Origin of the sequence: Agromyces sp. LHK192 (assembly GCF_004006235.1) — a bacterium.
In the GTDB taxonomy this organism is placed as follows: Bacteria; Actinomycetota; Actinomycetes; order Actinomycetales; family Microbacteriaceae; genus Agromyces.
On sequence record NZ_CP034753.1, the window covers coordinates 680,351 to 694,597 of the forward strand.

Annotated in this window: 11 protein-coding genes; 6 read left to right on the forward strand and 5 right to left on the reverse strand. The window is 72.0% G+C overall.

What is annotated here, in order from left to right:
- Positions 1 to 26: 26 nt before the first annotated feature.
- Complete coding sequence (locus tag ELQ40_RS03055) at positions 27 to 1,229, forward strand: bifunctional 2-polyprenyl-6-hydroxyphenol methylase/3-demethylubiquinol 3-O-methyltransferase UbiG (RefSeq protein ID WP_127792355.1); 1,203 nt, start codon at positions 27 to 29, stop codon at positions 1,227 to 1,229.
- A gap of 131 nt (positions 1,230 to 1,360) precedes the next feature.
- On the opposite strand, the gene ELQ40_RS03060 is transcribed toward ELQ40_RS03055, so the two are convergent.
- Entirely contained in the window at positions 1,361 to 2,155 is a 795-nt protein-coding gene (locus tag ELQ40_RS03060; RefSeq protein WP_240665917.1) for an ABC transporter ATP-binding protein, read from the reverse strand.
- A complete protein-coding gene (locus ELQ40_RS03065; RefSeq protein WP_127792356.1) occupies positions 2,152 to 3,678 on the reverse strand; it encodes an ABC transporter permease in 1,527 nt (508 codons plus the stop codon). Before ELQ40_RS03065 ends, ELQ40_RS03060 begins: the two co-directional genes overlap by 4 nt.
- Positions 3,679 to 3,894: 216 nt before the next feature.
- On the opposite strand from ELQ40_RS03065, the gene ELQ40_RS03070 reads away from it, so the two are divergent.
- Both ELQ40_RS03070 and ELQ40_RS19320 read left to right on the forward strand, forming a co-directional pair.
- Complete coding sequence (locus ELQ40_RS03070; protein WP_127792357.1) at positions 3,895 to 4,641, forward strand: response regulator transcription factor; 747 nt, start codon at positions 3,895 to 3,897, stop codon at positions 4,639 to 4,641.
- Entirely contained in the window at positions 4,638 to 6,266 is a 1,629-nt protein-coding gene (locus ELQ40_RS19320; RefSeq protein ID WP_305004409.1) for a cell wall metabolism sensor histidine kinase WalK, read from the forward strand. The genes ELQ40_RS03070 and ELQ40_RS19320 overlap by 4 nt, the downstream gene beginning before the upstream one ends.
- A 1-nt stretch (position 6,267) precedes the next feature.
- On the opposite strand, the gene ELQ40_RS03080 is transcribed toward ELQ40_RS19320, so the two are convergent.
- The 3 genes from ELQ40_RS03080 to ELQ40_RS03090 form a co-directional block, all read right to left on the reverse strand.
- Positions 6,268 to 6,663, reverse strand: a complete 396-nt coding sequence (locus ELQ40_RS03080; RefSeq protein ID WP_127792358.1) for a RidA family protein — start codon at positions 6,661 to 6,663, stop codon at positions 6,268 to 6,270.
- 105 nt (positions 6,664 to 6,768) lie between these two features.
- Positions 6,769 to 7,209, reverse strand: a complete 441-nt coding sequence (locus ELQ40_RS03085; RefSeq protein WP_164863456.1) for a MarR family winged helix-turn-helix transcriptional regulator — start codon at positions 7,207 to 7,209, stop codon at positions 6,769 to 6,771.
- A 10-nt stretch (positions 7,210 to 7,219) separates the two neighbouring features.
- Entirely contained in the window at positions 7,220 to 9,013 is a 1,794-nt protein-coding gene (locus ELQ40_RS03090) for an MDR family MFS transporter (protein ID WP_240665918.1), read from the reverse strand.
- 165 nt (positions 9,014 to 9,178) lie between these two features.
- Between ELQ40_RS03090 and ELQ40_RS03095 the strand changes: the two genes are divergently transcribed.
- The 3 genes from ELQ40_RS03095 to ELQ40_RS03105 all read left to right on the forward strand — a co-directional run bounded on the left by ELQ40_RS03095 (position 9,179) and on the right by ELQ40_RS03105 (position 14,214).
- Positions 9,179 to 10,441 carry a CdaR family transcriptional regulator gene (locus ELQ40_RS03095; protein WP_127792360.1) on the forward strand — a complete coding sequence of 421 codons (1,263 nt, stop codon included), beginning with the start codon at positions 9,179 to 9,181 and terminating at the stop codon, positions 10,439 to 10,441.
- 158 nt (positions 10,442 to 10,599) lie between these two features.
- A complete protein-coding gene (locus tag ELQ40_RS03100; protein WP_127792361.1) occupies positions 10,600 to 11,703 on the forward strand; it encodes a DUF916 domain-containing protein in 1,104 nt (367 codons plus the stop codon).
- 117 nt (positions 11,704 to 11,820) lie between these two features.
- Positions 11,821 to 14,214: a M64 family metallopeptidase gene (locus ELQ40_RS03105; RefSeq protein ID WP_127792362.1), complete on the forward strand. Its 2,394-nt coding sequence runs from the start codon at positions 11,821 to 11,823 to the stop codon at positions 14,212 to 14,214.
- The last annotated feature ends 33 nt before the right edge of the window (positions 14,215 to 14,247 follow it).

The window sequence follows — 14,247 nt, forward strand, 5'->3', positions numbered from 1 at the left end:
GCGAGGAAGGCAATCAAGGAACCACCATGACCGACACACTGACCCAACCCGACGGCGGTGCACTGGAGATGCACGCCGACGTCGGCCCGCACTCCGCGGCCGACGTGCGCGCCGAGGTCCACCTCGCGGAGGTCGACCACGCCGAGGCCGTCCAGCTGTTCGCCGAACGGCTGCTCACCCTGCTCGCCTCGGGCACGACGCTGCTCACGATCGAGCTCGGGCGCCGTCACGGCCTCTACCGGGCGCTGCACGAGCACGGCCGGATGACCCCGCCGGCGCTCGCCCGGGTGACCGGGATCGTCCCGAGGTACGCGCGGGAGTGGCTCGAGCAGCAGGCGGCCGCCGGCATCCTCTCGGTCGACGACCCGGCCGAACCCGCCGACCTGCGTACCTTCTCGGTGCCGGCGGCGCACGTCCCGGTGCTCATCGAGGCGACGCATCCGGCGCACACCGCCCCTGCCGCGGGCCTGCTCGCGGGCGTGGCGCTCGCGTTCCCCGAGGTCGTCGAGGACTTCCGCCTCGGCCGCGGCGTCGCGTTCGACGAGTATGGTGCCGAACTCCGGCAGGGCCTGGGCGCGCTGAACCGTCCCGGGTTCCATCACTTCATGCGCGACTGGGTCGCGTGCCTCCCCGACCGTGCTGCTCGGCTCGACGCGGGCGGGGTCGTGCTCGATGCGGGATGCGGAACGGGCCGGTCGACCATCGGGCTGGCGCAGGCGTTCCCCGAGGCGACGGTCGTCGGGATCGACCTCGACGCCGCCTCGATCCTCGAGGCCCGTGCACATGCGGCTGCCGAGGGGGTCGACGATCGCGTGGTGTTCCTCGTCGGGAACGCGGCCGATGCCGACGCGGTCAGGGCGGCGGCCGAGCTCGTCCGCGCCGACGGCTTCGACCTCGTCACGGTGTTCGGGGCGCTGCACGACATGGGTCGGCCGACGGCGGCGCTGGCCGCATTCCGAGGCGCGCTCCGCACCGGGGGCGCGGTGCTGGTCGCCGACGAGCGGGTCGCCGACGCGTTCACGCCGGACTCCGACCATGTCGAGCAGATGCTCTACGCGATGAGCGTCCTGCACTGCCTGCCCGCCACGACGGCGGAGTCGGCCGAGGTCGCGAACGGCACGGTGTTGCGCGCGCCGACGGTGCGGGGGTGGGCCGCCGCGGCCGGCTTCGGCCGTGTCGACGAGCTCGGCATCGAGCATCCGGCCTGGCGGTTCTACCGCATCGGCTGACGCGACGGCGCGTGTTCCACGGGGATCGCGTGCGAGTTCCTCCAACCGGTGCGACGTGCATGTCGCACGGGCGGGAGGAACTCGCACGCATTCCTGCGGGAGGCCTGCGCCCCCGAAGGATCGCACCTCCGTCAGCGCTCGGTGACCACCCCGTTCTTGAGGTGCAGGCGGCGCTGCGCCCTCCGGGCGACGGCCGAGTCGTGCGTGACGATGACGAGCGTCAGGCCGCGGTCGCGCCAGAGCCCCTCGAGGAGGTTCAGGATCTCGTCGCGGGTCTCCTCGTCGAGCGCGCCGGTGGGCTCGTCGGCGAGGAGCACGGCGGGTTCCTTCACCAGCGCCCGCGCGATCGCGACGCGTTGCTGCTGACCGCCCGAGAGCTCACCGGGCACATGCCCGGCGCGCTCCGCGAGCCCGACCGCGGCGAGCGCTTCCGCCGCCCGGCGACGCCGTTCGGCAGCCGGCACGCCCAACGGTTCGAGCGCGGTCTCGACGTTCTCCTGCGCGGCGAGCGTGGGGATGAGGTTGAAGCTCTGGAAGACGAACCCGATCTCCTTCGCCCGCAGCTTGCCGAGCTTCCCGTCGGGCAGGTGCGACAGCTCGTGGTCGCCGAGCGCGATGCGCCCGGTCGTCGGCCGGTCGAGTGCGCCGAGCATCTGGAGCAGCGTCGACTTGCCGCCGCCCGTCGGCCCCTGGATCGCGACGAGCTGGCCGGCCGGGATCTCCAGCGTGATGTCCTTCAGCGCGGTGACCGCGCGCTTCCCGGGGTACTGCTTGCCGACGTGCTCGAGGCGGTACCCAGCGGTCGGCCGGTCGGCACGGGTCGTCGGGTCTGATGCGCCGGCAGCGGATGCCCCGGGCGCCGTGGTCTCGATGGTCATGTCCTGCTCGCTCTCGTTCGTTCGGGTGCGGGTCGTGCCGGTGTTCATGCGACGCTCCGGAGGGCCTCAGCCGGCCGCAGCCGGGAGGCGCGCCAGCCGCCGATCGCGCCGGCGAGGAGCCCTCCGAGCACGGCGAGGCCGATCGCGATCGCGATGACGCTCACGGTGATCGGTGCGTTCAGCACGACTTCGGCGTTCGCCGCGGCCGACTGGCCCATGGCGCCGAACGGACCGCCGCCGCCCATGCCTCCCATGGCACCGGCCGGGCCGCCGTCGCCGCCCATGCCGCCGGGGCCGCCGGCAGCGGCATCCGTCGACGCGCCGCCGATCGTGATGCCGAGCAGGTTGACGACCTGGATGCCGGCGAGTCCGACGACGAGGCCGACGGCACCGCCGATGAGTCCCTGTACGAGCGACTCGCCCGCGACCTGGCCGACGATGCGCCCGTCGGCCCAGCCGATCGCCTTGAGCGTGCCGAACTCGCGGGTGCGGCGGGTGACGCCCTGGATGGTGAAGAGGATGGCGATGAGGAACGCGGCGGCGAGCACCGCGATCGACAGCCAGAGTCCGAGGTTCGCGATGAGGCTCGACGCGCTCGAGAGCGAGCCCGACACGGTCGACGCGAGGTCGGACTGCGAGCTGACCGTCGCGTCGGGCAGTGCCTCCTCGAGCTCGGCCTGGACGGCCGCGATCCGATCGGACGACTCGGCCTGCACGTAGACGTTCGAGATCATGCCGTCTTCGCCGGAGAGCTCCTGCGCGAGGTCGAGCGGGATGTACGCGTTCGACGCGGTGGATGCGTCCGACGACGTCGAGGTCACGGTGCCGACGATCTCGAAGTCGGTGCCGCCGATGTCCAGCGTGTCGCCGACGGCGAGTTCGGCGCTGGTCGCGTAGTCGGCATCGAGCACGACGACCGCGTCACCGGCGTCGGATGCCTCGAGACCGCGGCCGTCGGCCAGTTCGACCGACGACAGGGGGCCGACGGCGTCGCCGGCGGGGTCGATGCCGAGCACCGAGAAGTTGTCGACGTCGAACGCGCTGCCGCCGGCGCCGTCGAAGCCGCCCTGCGGGGGCTGGCCGCCGGACTGCATCTGGTCGCCCTGGGCGGGGTCGGCGTTCGCGTCCTGCCGCTGGGGCAGCTGCCCAGAGAACGAGATGTTGTTCAGCGACAGCGCTGCCGACGCCGCGGCCACGCCGTCGACGCCCTGTGCCGTCTCGAGGGCCGAGGCGTCGAACGTCGAACTGCCGAAGCCTGCGGTGAGCCGCGACTGGCTGATCTCGGTGGAGCCGTCGGTCGTCTGCCCTTCATCGGCGCCGAACTCGAACCGTTGCGGGCCGCCGCCCCCACCGGCCTCGCCCTCGGCGGGCGGGGTGGGCGTCCGGCTGACGGTGAGGTCGGTGCCGACGCCGTACACGGATTGGAGCACGGATGCCTGGGCGTCGCGCACGCCGGCCGAGACGGCGGTCACGATCATGACGAGGGCGATGGCGAGTGCCATGCCGATCGCGATGATCGCGGTCTGCCTGCGGCGTCCGGCGAGCTCGCGGCGAAGGTAGGTGAAGAACATGCTGGTCCTCGGGTCGGGGAGTCGCCACCGGTCGGTGCCGCGAGCCAGACGCTAGGGAGGCAGGCTGTCTCGCGGCTTTCGCATTCCTATGGATCGGGTATGGGCACCTGGATCGGTCCGGATGCCGCGACCGCGCCCGCTGCCGCGGCCTCAGCCGTGACCCCGGCCACAGCAGACGCATAGCCGACGCATAGTCGGCGCGTCGATACTGGTCGCATGACGAACGACCAGACCGCTGCCCGCGCCCCGCAGTTGCAGAAGCCCGACGGGTCGATGGTGCGCGTGCTGGTGGTCGACGACGAGGCATCCCTCGCCGACCTGCTGAAGATGGCGTTCCGCTACGAGGGGTGGGACGTGCGTACCGCGGGCGACGGCATCGGCGCCGTGAAGGCGGCGCGCGAGTTCCGACCCGACGCGATCGTGCTCGACATCATGCTGCCCGACTTCGACGGCCTCGAGGTGCTGCAGCGCGTGCGCGCCGACGGCACCGAGACGCCCGTGCTGTTCCTCACCGCGAAGGACTCGCTCGACGACCGCATCGCCGGCCTCACCGCCGGCGGCGACGATTACGTCACCAAGCCGTTCAGCCTCGAGGAGGTCGTCGCGCGCGTGCGCGGACTCATCCGCCGCTCGACGCTGACCCTCGCCGCCCAGCGCGACCCGGTGCTGCGCGTCGGCGACCTCACCCTCGACGAGGACTCGTACGAGGTCGCGCGCGACGGGCAGCCGATCGAGCTGACCGCCACCGAGTTCGAACTGCTGCGATTCCTGATGCGCAACCCGCGCCGGGTGCTGTCGAAGGCGCAGATCCTCGACCGCGTCTGGTCGTACGACTTCGGCGGGCGCGAATCGGTGGTCGAGCTCTACATCTCGTACCTGCGGAAGAAGATCGACGCCGGCCGGGACCCGATGATCCACACGGTGCGCGGCGCCGGGTACATGCTGAAGGCGACGAGCGGATGACCCGCCCCGGAGACCCGGGCCACGCGGCGGCCGCGAGGGCGGCGGCCGATGCCGCGACCGGCTCGGTGCACGTCGGCGAGGACGCACCGGCCCCCGCAGCGGATGCGTCGTCGCCGACGGGTCGGGCGCCGTGGACGCTTCGCCGGCGACTCCTCACCCTCGTCGCCGGGCTCCTGGTCGCCATGGCCGCGGTGATCGGCGTGGCGACCGTGATCCAGGTGCACACGTCGAACGTGGCCCGACTGGACGCCGGCCTCCGAGCCGCCGCCGAGCGCGCCGACGGCGCCACCGGTCCCGGCATCCCGAACAACCCCGCCGCGACGGTCCGCGACTTCCTGAGCGTGCCCGGCCAGCCCGACGGCACGCTCGGCGGCATCTTCGTCGCGCAGACCTCCGATGCGGCGTACATCGACGACGGCAGCCTGGTGCCGGCCGGTCCGCAGGCGCTCGTGGCGCTCCAGGGGGTGCCGCTCGACCGGGAGGTGCACACCATCAGCGCCGGCGAACTGGGCGAATACCGGGCGCTCGCGGTCGAGACCGCCCCCGAGGTGCGGATCGTGCTCGCCCTTCCCCTCGCCGAGGTCATCGCCCAGACGACCCAGCTCGCGATCACGGTCGCGATCGTCGCCGTCGCGGGGCTCGTCGCCGTGCTCGCCGTCGGTTCCGTCGTCGTGCGTGGCGCCCTCGCGCCGCTGGAGCGGGTCACCGAGACCGCACAGGCCGTCTCGGAGCGCCCGCTCGATCGCGGTGACGTCGACCTCGACGAGCGGGTCCCGGTCGACGACCCCCGCACCGAGGTCGGTCGGCTCGGCACGGCGTTCAACCGGATGCTCGGCCACGTGGCATCCGCGCTCTCCGCACGCGAGCAGTCGGAGCGGAAGGTGCGACGGTTCGTAGCGGATGCCTCGCACGAGTTGCGCACCCCGCTCGCCTCGATCCGCGGCTACGCGGAACTCACCCGGATGCACGGCGGCGAGCTGCCCGACGACGTCGTGCACGCGATCGGGCGCATCGAGTCCGAGTCGTTGCGCATGACCGAACTCGTCGAGGACCTGCTGCTCCTGGCGCGGCTCGACGAGGGCCGCGAACTCGTGAGCGACGACGTCGACCTGCGGGCCCTCCTGGCCGACGCGGTCGCCGACGCGCAGGTCGCCGGCACCGAACACGAGTGGACGGTCGAACTCCCGGACGACCCGGTCGTCGTCGACGGCGACCGGCCGCGCCTGCACCAGGTCATCGCGAACCTGCTCGCCAACGCGCGCGTGCACACGCCCGCCGGCACGTCGGTGACGGCGACGCTGACGACGGATGCCTCCGCGAGCCGCGGCCGCTCGGCCGTGATCTCGATCGCCGACGACGGACCCGGCATCGACCCGGCGGTGCGCGACACCCTCTTCGAACGGTTCGCGCGCGCGGACTCGTCGCGTTCGCGCCGGGCGGGAAGCACGGGCCTGGGGCTCGCGATCGTGCGTGCCGTCGTCGAAGCCCACCACGGCAGCGTCGACGTCGAGAGCGAGCCCGGACGCACCGTGTTCACGGTGCGCCTGCCGCGCGGCGACGAAGATGCAGGCGCCGCTGTCGATGCCGACGCCGGCGCGGTCGGCGACGCGGACGCGCGCGCCTGACCTACCCCCGCGGGATCGCCGCGACCGCCTCGACCTCGACGAGCGCGTCGGGCCTGGCGAGCGCGGCGACCTGCGCACCGGTGATCGCCGTGGCGTGCTGCCCCCAGACGGGCATGGCCGCCTCGAAGCCCTCCTGGAACGACTGCCCCTCGACGAGCAGGATCGCCAGGCGCACCACGTTCGACTGGTCGGCGCCGGCCGCGGCCAGCACGGCGAGGACGTTGCGCATCGCCTGCTCGGTCTGCGGCCCGATGCCGCCGGCGACGATGTCGCCCGAGGCATCCGTGCCGTTCTGGCCGCCGACGTAGAGCACGTCGTGGTCGCCGCGGACGAGGACCCCCTGACTGAACGCCGGGTTGGTATGGAGCTCCGGCGGGTTCACGTGTTCGATGTCCATGGGTTCCGGTCTACGCCGGGCCACCGACATCCGCAGGGGGGTTGCGCCTGCCGGGACGCCGAGGGCCCGCGGGTGCTCCCACCCGCGGGCCCTCGGACCGGCTGTTCAGCCTTCGGCGATCACGCGCAGCACATCGGCGAGCGAGCGGAGCTCGGCGACGCCGCGATGCTCGAGCGCCCCGCGGAGCCGGGCCTGGTTCGCGCTGCGGACCTCGGCGACGCGCTGTTGCGCGAGCGGGGTCGCGACCAGCACCCTGGCCCGCCCGTCGCGCTCGTCGGCCCGGCTCTCGACCAGCGCGAGGTCCTCGAGCTGTCGCACCTGGCGGCTCACGGCGCTCTTGTCCATGTCGAGGTGCTCCGCGAGCACGTGCGCGTTGGTGGGGCCGATGCGCACGATGCTCGCGAGCAGCTTGTACCCGGCGGGCTGCAACTCGGGGTGCACCTGCTTGGCCGACTCGGCCCACACGACGCGAGCCCGGTTGAACACGATGCCGAACTGCTCCTCGACGGCCGCGATGGCCTCGTCGAGGGTGGGATCGGCGGTCATGGTGGACATGTTATCGGCGCCCGCCCGGTGCGTCGTCGGCGTCGATCGCGTGCACCGAGCCCGTGGCGACGCCGACCGGCTCGCGGTCGCCGCGTCGCGGCTGCTCACCGCGCCGGTCCGCCCCGCGGGAGGCATCCGCTTCGTCGATCAGCTCGGAGGCGGACGCGACCGGCGCGCCGATCTCGGCCTCGGCGAGGTCGATCACAGCCTCTTCGGCCTCCTCCTGCAGCGACTGCGCGGCGGTCTTGGTCGACAGCGGCTTGTTCGGCAGGAACGCGATCGCGATCAGCGACAGCACGGCGAGCGGCACGGCGATCCAGAAGACCTCGGCGATGCCCTGTCCGTACGCGCTCTCGATGACGACGCGGATCGACTCCGGCAGGTCGTGCACGTTGGGCACGGCGCCGCCCGCGAGGCCCTTGAGCGCCTCGCCCTCCTCGGGCGTCGAGGGCACGAAGCCCGCGAACCCGTCGGTGATGTGCGTCGACACCTGGGTCGCGAGGAGCGAGCCCATGACGGTCACGCCGACGGTGCCGGCGATCGACCGGAAGAAGTTCACGTTCGACGACGCTGCGCCCAACTGCGACACCGGGGTGTCGTTCTGCACGATCAGCGTCAGGTTCTGCATGACCATGCCGAGGCCCGCGCCGAGGACGAACATGTAGACCGCGACGAGCGCGAACGGGGTGTCGTACTCGAGGCGGGTCATCAGGAACGTGCCCGCGATCGTGAGCAGCGCGCCCGTGACCATGAATCCCTTCCACTTGCCGAACTTGCTGATCAGGGCGCCGATCAGGATCGACGCGCCCATCTGGCCGACGATCATCGGGATGGTCATGAGGCCCGACTCGGTGGGCGTCGCCCCCCGCGCGAGCTGGAAGTACTGCGCCAGGAAGACGCTGGTCGCGAACATCGCCACGCCGATGGCGATCGAGGCGACGACCGCCAACGTGAAGGTGCGGTTCTTGAACAGGCTCATCGGCACGATGGGCTCTGGCACGAAGAACTCGACGATCACGAATGCGACGATCGCGGCGGCCGCGACGGCGACCATGACGAGGCTCGTGGTCGAGTCCCAGTCGAAGTCCTTGCCGCCGAGCGTGATCCACACGAGCGCGAGGGAGACCCCGACGGCGAGCAGCATCGCGCCGATCACGTCGATCTTGACCGGGCGCTTCGGGGTCTTCGGCAGGTGCAGGGTGATCTGGATCAGCACGAGCGCGACGATCGCGAGGGGGAGCGGCCAGAAGAAGTTGGCCCGCCAGCCCCATGCATCGGTGACGACGCCGCCGAGCAGCGGTCCGCCGATGGTCGCGACGGCCATGATGCCGCCGACGAAGCCCATGTACTTGCCGCGCTCGCGCGGCGAGATGATGAGCGCGACGATGATCATGACCAGCGACATCAGGCCGCCGGCGCCGAGGCCCTGGATGACGCGGACCGCGATCAGGGTGGTCGTGTCCTGTGCGAATCCGGCGATCGCCGAGCCGACGACGAACAGCGAGATCGAGACCTGCAGGAGCACCTTGCGGTTGACCAGGTCGGCCAGCTTGCCCCAGATCGGGGTCGAGACGGCGGTCGCGAGCAGGCTCGCGGTGATGACCCAGGTGTAGGCGGACTGGTCGCCCTCGAGGTCGGCGATGATGCGCGGCATCGAGGTCGAGACGACGGTGCCGGAGAGCACCGCGACGAACATCGTGACGATGAGGCCGGAGAGCGCGACGAACACCTCGCGCGGGGTGCGCTCGGCCGGTTCGGCGGCCGAAGCGGCCTGAGCGGGTGGCGTGTCGGAGACAGCGGACAAGAGAGATCCTCCGATGACAGATTCGTTGACGAGCGTCAACTATACACATATGGTTGCACTGAGTCAACTGTCGACCCAAGTCAACTATTCCGTCGACTCCGGTCAACTATCTCCCCATCGCGACGTAGACTGCTCGGGTCGGGATCAGCGGGTGACGGAGTGCGGATGAGCGTGCACCAGATGGTCAACCACATCGCTCGGGTGGTTGGCAGGCCCGCGGTGCTCGAGGACCAACGGCATCGCGTCGTCGCGTACAGTCCGCAGTCCGACGTCATCGACGAGGTCCGGCGCATGACGATCCTCCAGCACCACGCCGGTCCCGCCGTGAGCTCCTGGCTGCGACGCCTCGGCGTCTACAGCGCGAAGGAGTCGACGCGGGTCCCGCAGAACACCGAGCTGGGGATGCTGCCGCGACTGCTGGTCCCGATCCGCCGCGCCGAGGAATCGATCGGCTACCTCTGGTTCATCGACGCCCCCGACGCGATGGACCCCGACGACGTCGCCCGCGCGGACGACTTCGCGAATCGCCTCGCCGAGGAGTGGACCCGATCCCGGAGCCAGCGCGAACTCGACCTCGTGCTCGCGACGGAGCAGACCCGCGACCTGCTGCTCGGCACCGCCAAGGCACGCGCTCGAGCGGCCGCCGCCATCATCGCCGACGGGCACTTCCCCGACGAGACGGAGGTCCGGGCGCTGCAGCTCAGCGTCCGGGCCCCGGCGCGGCTCGAGCCCGATGCCGCCAGGGAGCTGCTCGATCGGGCCGCCCGGCGGGCGCTGCGCACCGCGCAGCTCGGCGGCGCATTGCACCTCCATCGCGGCGATCGCGTCGTGTTCGTGGTGCCCGAGCCGTCGTCGCCCGAGCCGTCGGCGTCCCGGCCCTCGGCGTCCGGGGTCGGCGCGACCGATCGCGCGGCCGCAGTGCTCCTCGACGCCGCGCACGTCGCGTTCGGCGGTGCCGCCGCCGACGGTCACGACGGGCCCTTCCGAGTGTCGATCGGCGGCAGCCGGTCGTCGCTCGCCGCCGCCCGCTCGAGTGCCGCCGAGGCCGAGCGCGCCGACCGCATCGCGGACTCCTTCGCGCTACCCGATCCGGTGATCGCCTGGGACCGGCTCGGCATCCACCGCGGTCTCGATCAGGTGGCCGCCGCAGGGCTGGTGCCCGCGGACTTCCAGGCCGGCCTGGACCGGCTGTCGGCCGAACGCGACGGCCGGATGCTCCTCGACACGGCCGAGGCCTACCTCGCGCTGGGTGGCCGCGTCCAGGACACCGCGGCACGACTCAACCTGCATCGGACCTCGCTGTACCACCGGCTCGGGCGACTCGAGAAGATCCTCGGCATCGACCTGCAGAACGGCGTCGAACGGCTCGGACTGCACCTCGCGATCCTGCTGATGAAGGTCGAGCACACCGCGTCCGACCGCGCCTGATCGTCGGTCCGCGCGCCCGAACGATCGTCGGATGGATCGATTCGACAAACGTCGAATCGATCCATCCGACTGTTCGACACCCGGCTCATGCCCGATTGCCAGCTGATTCATAGGCTGCTGTGAGGCATACGGGCCCCCGCCCGGCGAACGGAGGTCGAATGACGACACCGATCCGCGCGCTGCCCGCCGTCGGCGGCCTCGCGCTCCTGCTCAGCCTCGGCGCCGGCCTTCCCGCCGCGCACGCCGCCGAGGGCGGGGACACCGTCTGGGGGGTCCAGCCGTCGAGCGAACAGGGCCCCGACGGTCGCGGGGCGTTCGACTACGTGCTCGCACCCGGCGAGACCGTCACCGACTACGTCGGCGTCTCGAACCTCGGGGCCGGCCCGATCTCGGTGCGGGTCTACGCGATGGACGCGTCGACCACCACCGACGGGGCGTTCACGCTGCCTCCGGCCGGTACCGAGTCAGTCGACGTCGGGTCCTGGGTGGGCCTCGGCGACGGCGACGTGTTCGAGATCGCGCCCGGCACCCGTCTCGACATCCCCTTCCGGTTGACCGTCCCGCCGGACGCATCGCCGGGCGACCACGCCGGCGGCATCGTCGCGTCCCTCAGCGAGCTCTCGACGACCGGGGAGGGCGCGCAGCAGGTCGCCGTCGATCGTCGGGTCGGCGCCCGCGTCTACGTGACCGTCCCCGGGGAGCAGCTCCCCGCGCTCGAGGTCACCGACGTGAGCGTCGCCTACGACGGCGGCTGGAACCTCTTCGGCGGAACGGCGACCGTCTCGTACACCGTCGCCAACCCGGGCAACATGCGGGTCGCAGGGAGCACGCGCCTCGCGCTCGACGGCCCGTTCGGCTGGCGCCTGGCCGACCTGCCGGCGACCGAGTCCACCGAGATCCTGCCCGGCGCGAGCGTCCGGGTCGAGGAGGAGTTCACCGGAATCGTCCCGGCCGTGCTCCTCACCGCGTCCGCAGAACTCGCACCCGAGTTCGAGGGCGGCGCCGCCGTCGACGGCGAACACCGGGCGAGCGGAACCGGGTGGGCGATCCCCTACCCGATCGCGCTCGTCCTCCTCGCGCTGCTCGCGATCGCCGGGCTCGCCATCTGGCGACGTCTGCGCGCGCGCCGGGCAGCCCGCTCCACCGGCACGACCGCCCCCACCGGCGCGGAGGCATCCGCCGACGCTCCGGCCGAGGGCGCCGATGCAGGCGCCGCCGACGGCCGACGGGCCGACGACCGCGACCTCGTCGACGCCCACTGAACGACCCGAGCCGAGCGTCGCGCTGAGCGGCGCCCACTCGTCGCGCCGCCGCGCGTCCGGCCCCGCACGTCGCGGTGATCGGTCGCGCCCGCGCGCCATCCCGTAGGAGGAATCACGATGTCCCATCCGTCACCATCGCGCGCACGGCGAACCGTCGTCGCCGCACTCGCCGTGCCCCTGCTCGTCAGCGGCCTCGTCACCGCGACCGCGTCGCCGGCGCTCGCCGACGAACCCGCCGTCGGTTCGGCCACGCTCGTGCCGATCCAGGTGACGGGCGACCCGGCCGAACGCTTCTCGCTCGTGATCCTCGGCGACGGCTACACGGCGTCGGAGCTCCCGAAGTTCCGCGAGCAGGTCGACGAGCACCTCGAGACGATGTGGAGCATCGAACCGTACAAGAGCTACCGCAACTCGTTCAACGTCTACGCGGTCGAGATCGTGTCGGGGGAGTCCGGCGTGAGCTGCGACTCCTCGCTCGACGCTCCGCGCCGGAACACGCCGCTGAAGATGGCGTTCTGGGGCGGATGCAACGCGAACAGCGTGCAGCGCCTGCTCACCGTGAACAACGCGGCCGCGCGGCAGTTCGCCGGGCTAGCGCCGAAGGTGGACCAGATCCTCGCGCTCGCGAACAGCGACACGTACGGCGGTGCCGGCGGCACCTACGCCACCGCGAGCGGCGGCAACGCCCTCTCGGCCCTCATCTCCCCGCACGAGATCGCGCACTCGCTCGGCGGACTCCAGGACGAGTACGACTACTACTCGCGCGGCGTCACGACCGGCGACTACCAGGGCGGTGAGCCGTCGAGCGCGCACCACACGAAGCTCACGGTCGAGCAGATGGCCGCGCAGCAGGTGAAGTGGTGGCGCTGGCTCGGCGAACCGAGCGAGGCGGGCGGCACCATCGGCGCCTACGAGGGCGGCATGTACTACTCGACCGGCGTCTGGCGTCCGAGCCGGCACTCCATGATGAAGACCCTCGGATACCAGCTCGACCAGGTCGGTCGCGAGATCATGACCGAACGCGTCGCCGGCCGCACCCCGCTGGTACCTGCCGCTGCGCCGGCGGATGCCCCGGTCGCGCGCGACGCCGTGCTGTGGGTCGAGACCGCCCACCCCGTCTACCACGAGCTCGACGTCACCTGGGCCGTGGACGGCGCGCCGCTCGACCTGCCGGGCAACCCCCGAAACCTCGACCTCGGCACCCTCGACCTGGCCGTCGGATCGACCGTGACCGCGACGATCGTCGACAACACCGAGTTCGTGCGGGACCCGGCGCTCCGCGCCAAGCCGTCGATGACGCAGGTGCGCACCTGGACCGTGGGCGACGCGCTGCTCCCCGCGCCGTCGGCCGCGGAACCGGGCATCACGGAAGCCACGACGACCGACCACGCCTCGGGCACGCAGGACGTGCTCTACATCGAGACGACGCATCCCGAGGGTCGCGTGCTCGACGTGACGTGGCGCGTCGACGGCCAGGTCGTGGCGAACCCCTACAACAGCCGCAACCTGCGTCTCGCCCCGCTCGGGCTGTCCGGGGGCGAGCACACCGTCACGGCGACCGTCACCGACCCGGAGTTCCCCGACGCGGGCTCCGACGTGCAGACCTGGACGGTCGACGGACAGGGGCCGTCGGTGGATGCCGCCATCACCGCGCCGATCGCCTCGAGCGTCGGCGTGAACGGCGAGCCGCACTACGTCGTCAACGAGCAGTTCGACATGAAGCTCGTCGCCGCGGACAACCGCGAGGGCGCCCTCGTCACCGAGTTCCGGCTCGACGGCGACGGCTGGCACAACTACTACGGCTGGCCGACCGACAAGGATGCGCCGTTCCGCTTCACCCCGACCGGCACGAACATCGACGACCTGGTCTACGGCAACCTCGGCACCGGCGGCATGTCCCTGTCGCCGTTCCAGGAGCGCGAGCCCGGGTACGGCACCCACCGCGTCGAGTACCGCGCCACCGATGCAGCCGGCAACATCGGCGAGGTCGGCGCCTTCACCGTGACCGTGCTCGGCGGCGACGACGCCGACACCCGCCAGGTGATCCAGGCCGCGGTCTCGGGCGGTGCGCTGTCGATGGCCGTCTCCAGTGCGGAACCGGTCGTGCTCGACCCGGTCGTGCTCACCGGCGCCGACCAGTCCACCGCGGGCGCCCTGCACCCGGTCCGCGTCGCCGATTCGCGCGGCACCGCCGCCGGGTGGAACCTCACCGGCCAGGTCTCCGACTTCACGAGCGGCACCGGGGTCATCCTCGCCGAGAACCTCGGTTGGACGCCTGCCGCTTCGGTCGAGACGGGCGGACTGCCCACGGTCGACGAGGAGGCGCCCGAGGTGGCGCCCGGCTCCGCGGTCGTACCCGGCTCGGGCCTGCGCGATCCGTTGATCCTCTGCGCCGCCGACACCGGGCACAGTGCGGGCGCATTCGCGTGCTCCGGCGGACTCGAGCTCGGCGTGCCCGGTTCCACCCGCACCGGCACCTACACCGGAGTGCTCACCCTGACGCTGATCTGAGCCCGTTCCATCCCGAGTACCGCCCAACCGAAG

What these genes read in the sequence shown, in the direction of transcription:
- ELQ40_RS03095 (WP_127792360.1), top strand. Translation starts at nt 9,179, where the DNA reads ATGAGCGTGCACCAGATGGTCAACCACATCGCTCGGGTGGTTGGCAGG.
- ELQ40_RS03100 (WP_127792361.1), top strand. Translation starts at nt 10,600, where the DNA reads ATGACGACACCGATCCGCGCGCTGCCCGCCGTCGGCGGCCTCGCGCTC.
- ELQ40_RS03055 (WP_127792355.1), top strand. Translation starts at nt 27, where the DNA reads ATGACCGACACACTGACCCAACCCGACGGCGGTGCACTGGAGATGCAC.
- ELQ40_RS03060 (WP_240665917.1), bottom strand. Translation starts at nt 2,155, where the DNA reads ATGAACACCGGCACGACCCGCACCCGAACGAACGAGAGCGAGCAGGAC.
- ELQ40_RS19320 (WP_305004409.1), top strand. Translation starts at nt 4,638, where the DNA reads ATGACCCGCCCCGGAGACCCGGGCCACGCGGCGGCCGCGAGGGCGGCG.
- ELQ40_RS03085 (WP_164863456.1), bottom strand. Translation starts at nt 7,209, where the DNA reads ATGACCGCCGATCCCACCCTCGACGAGGCCATCGCGGCCGTCGAGGAG.
- ELQ40_RS03105 (WP_127792362.1), top strand. Translation starts at nt 11,821, where the DNA reads ATGTCCCATCCGTCACCATCGCGCGCACGGCGAACCGTCGTCGCCGCA.
- ELQ40_RS03065 (WP_127792356.1), bottom strand. Translation starts at nt 3,678, where the DNA reads ATGTTCTTCACCTACCTTCGCCGCGAGCTCGCCGGACGCCGCAGGCAG.
- ELQ40_RS03080 (WP_127792358.1), bottom strand. Translation starts at nt 6,663, where the DNA reads ATGGACATCGAACACGTGAACCCGCCGGAGCTCCATACCAACCCGGCG.
- ELQ40_RS03070 (WP_127792357.1), top strand. Translation starts at nt 3,895, where the DNA reads ATGACGAACGACCAGACCGCTGCCCGCGCCCCGCAGTTGCAGAAGCCC.